4 protein-coding genes are annotated in these 3,175 nt (G+C 53.8%); 2 read left to right on the top strand and 2 right to left on the bottom strand.

Annotation, left to right across the window (positions count from 1 at the left end; all coding sequences use genetic code 11):
- Window positions 1-73: 73 nt before the first annotated feature.
- Together HYU99_06960 and HYU99_06965 are read right to left on the bottom strand one after the other, a co-directional pair.
- A complete protein-coding gene (locus tag HYU99_06960) occupies window positions 74-364 on the bottom strand; it encodes a hypothetical protein (protein ID MBI2340083.1) in 291 nt (96 codons plus the stop codon).
- A gap of 144 nt (window positions 365-508) precedes the next feature.
- A complete protein-coding gene (locus tag HYU99_06965) occupies window positions 509-2,023 on the bottom strand; it encodes an acyl-CoA synthetase (GenBank protein ID MBI2340084.1) in 1,515 nt (504 codons plus the stop codon).
- 70 nt (window positions 2,024-2,093) lie between these two features.
- On the opposite strand from HYU99_06965, the gene HYU99_06970 reads away from it, so the two are divergent.
- Both HYU99_06970 and HYU99_06975 read left to right on the top strand, forming a co-directional pair.
- The gene (locus HYU99_06970) at window positions 2,094-2,723 is read left to right on the top strand and encodes a hypothetical protein (GenBank protein ID MBI2340085.1); all 630 of its coding nucleotides are present in this window, start codon (window positions 2,094-2,096) and stop codon (window positions 2,721-2,723) included.
- Window positions 2,707-3,175, top strand: a 469-nt coding sequence (locus HYU99_06975) for a hypothetical protein (GenBank protein ID MBI2340086.1), incomplete at its 3' end; no start/stop codon positions are given. The genes HYU99_06970 and HYU99_06975, both read left to right, overlap by 17 nt.

Genomic DNA, 3,175 nt, shown 5'->3' on the forward strand with positions numbered 1-3,175 from the left:
AAAAAACCGGTCAAGCCCCACCCTTCTACAATGCTTTTCTCACGATTTTTCCGTTATTGGTCTTTGGCAGGGCTCACTTTTTCTTCCTTTTGACAACCTTCAAAAGTTTTTCCAGATCCCGTTTGTCTTTCGGCCGGCCGGCCTTTCTTTGTGCGCGGTATTTAAGTGATGAAACAGTTCTTCGAAGTCTTTGTTGAGAAGCATATCGGGGATTCCAGTTTTTGAGATCGCAAACCATCGCCCACGCCGCGGCAAATCTCCCTTCGGCGCCCACCCTCTTCCAGAACTCGAGGTCAAAGCTGTCGTCGGCCTCTTTAAGCCCGACCAGCCGGCTCATCACAACTCTTTTCTTCTTCCGTGGCATTTATTTTTGGGGCCCTTTCGGCCCGGTTGTTGCTACTCGCGTCAATGTATTTCGGGCCTCAAATGGCCCCAAACCCCGCGCTCGCCACGGGCCAAGCCCGATGGCTCGCTTTAAAACTAATTCTACCACTTTTTCCCGCCGATTTTAAGGGTTAATTTTGGATAAAAGCTCTTTTCTCCTGATCTTTCCATTCCTTGTCTTTGGCAGGGAGTCGACAAAAACAACTTCGCGGGGGAGTTTGTATTTGGCGAGATGTTGGGCGGCATGGGCGATCAGTTCGGGCGCGGAGACCCTGCCTGACCGGCAGGCAGGCGCTTCCCTCCCGACAACATGGGCAACAACAATCGTCTTCCCTGGTTCTATTTCCCTCTCGATCACGGCCGATTCGAGGACTGCCGGGTGCCGGTTTAAAACCGCCTCAACCTCCATGGGGGAAATCCGATAACCGCCGGCGGTGATGACGTCGTCGCGACGGCCGACAAAGAAAAAATTTCCGCCCACGTCGCGATAGGCGAGGTCGCCGGAGAGGAACCATTCGCCGTAAAAGCCCGGACCTTCTAAAATCCCCCCTTTCCCCCCTTTGCAAAGGGGGGCCGGGGGGGATTTAGTCTGATGATACCCGATCATCAACCCCTCACACGACCGATGCGACGCCAAAATCCCAATTTCATCCGGCTCACACTCGCTTAAATCTTCCCGCAAAATCGCGATACGGCTCCCCGGCAACGGCCTGCCGCATGACCCTTCCACAATCGGTTCGCCATAACGCTGGACCAGATAGACGCTATGTTCCGTCATTCCGAGCCCTTCGTAAATTTCAAGACCGACGGCCTTTTTAAAATCATGCCGCACCTCCCCCGGCAATTTTTCGCCGGCCGAGAGGCAGACACGGACACCCTGTAGGGGCATTGCCCCTTCCCTGAAATATCCTGCCAATTTCCGATAAATCCCCGGCACCGACATAAACACCGTCACGCCACATTCTTGAATCACCCGGCCGATTTTCTCCGGCGTTATCTCTCCGGAATAAACCGCGACAGCGGCCCCGTGCCGCCAGACATCCAAAAGTCCGCAGGTTAAAGCATAACTCCAATTCAACGAGCTTGTGTTGAACACCACATCATCGGATTTAAGATCCTGCCACAACCGGACCCGCTCATCATGTGCGGGGATCGACCGATGGGCATGGATCACCGCTTTCGGTTGCCCCTCCGTGCCGCTGGTGTAGAGCCAAAAAGCGGGACCCGACTTTGATACCGGCATCATTTCAAATTTGGATGATTCATCCCCCGCGAATTCCGAAAAATTCTCCGGCGTCACCACTCCTTTTGCCTCGCTGTCTTGAACAAGAAAATCGAGCTCTCCTTCCGTCAAAAGGGGAGAGCTGGGAATGAGAATGACGCCGATGCGGGCGGCGCCGAGGAAGGCGACAGGAAATTTGGGCCCGTTGGGGAAGCGTAAAACAAGCCGGTCACCCGCCTTGAAACCATGATGGACAAGGCCGGCGGAAAAGCGGCGGGATGATTCGGCCAGTTCGCAAAAGGTGAAAAAATGAACCGACAGCGCCTCATCCACGAACAGAAGCGCCATTTTTGATGTGTCTGACGCATGTTTATCAAGACAATCGGTGACAATATTGTAATGCTCGTAAGTCCTCATGGATCCCGACATCCAAGCAAAGCAAGCAATTCTTGTCAAAGGCCTTCCCTTCCATTAAAGTCCCGCCGTTATGAAGGTGTTCAACTCATCCCGGGCGGCAAAAGCTTTTTGCAAAAAAGGGTCCGCCGTGGCCATCGGCAATTACGACGGCGTCCATCTGGGGCACCGCCTCATCCTGAAAATGCTTCTTAAGGAGGCCAAAAAAAGGGGCCTGCCGTCGGTCGTTTACACCTTCGACCCCCATCCGGTCCGCGTCCTGGCTCCCGCCGTCGCCCCCCCGCTGATCAACACCCGGCGGCAGAAAATCGGACTGCTGGAAGATTGCGGAATCGACGCGGTCATCTTTGAAAAATTCAGCTCATCCTTTGCTCATCATACGGCGGAGGATTTTTTCCGGAATTTTTTCGTGGGACACCTGCATCCGTTGTTCGTTATTGTCGGCTACGACTTCACCTTCGGCGCCAAACGGCAGGGCAACATCGAGACTCTCGAGTTGCTCTGCTTTCAAAACCGGATCGACGTGAAGATTGTCGAGCCTTTCATGCTGAAAGAGACGCTGGTCAGCTCATCGCTCGTCCGCCGCTACGTACAGGATGGAAGGATGAAAGAGGCCGCCCGATTGCTGGGCCGTCCCTTTTTTATGGATGGAAAAGTGGTAAAAGGAAAAAAGAGGAATCCCGGTTGTGCTTTTGACCTTTGAGCCCCACCCGGTTCGCGTTCTGGCCCCCGAAGTGGCCCCTCCCCTTTTGAATACCTTAAACCAGAAGTTTGAACTGCTCGAAGAATGCGGGGTGGATGCCGTGGTGGTGGAAAAATTCACCCGCGCTTTTTCCCGCCTCTCACCGGAGGCCTTCTTCCGGAAATATATCGTGTCGGCCCTCAAGGCCCGATTTGTCACTGTCGGATACGACTTCACCTTCGGGGCCAAGCGCCGGGGAAACATCGAAACACTGGAATTTTTCTGCTTTCAAAAACAGATTGATGTGAAAATCATCCAGCCGTTTCTTGCAAAGGATACGCTGGTGAGTTCCACTCTTGTTCGCAAGTACATCCAGGCCGGAAAGGTCAAACAGGCCGCCCGCCTTTTGGGGCGCCCTTATTTCATGGATGGGCGGATCATCAAAGGAAAACAGAGGGGCTTAAGCATTCCCA

The organism is Deltaproteobacteria bacterium, from assembly GCA_016183175.1.
In the GTDB taxonomy this organism is placed as follows: domain Bacteria; phylum UBA10199; class UBA10199; order UBA10199; family SBBF01; genus JACPFC01.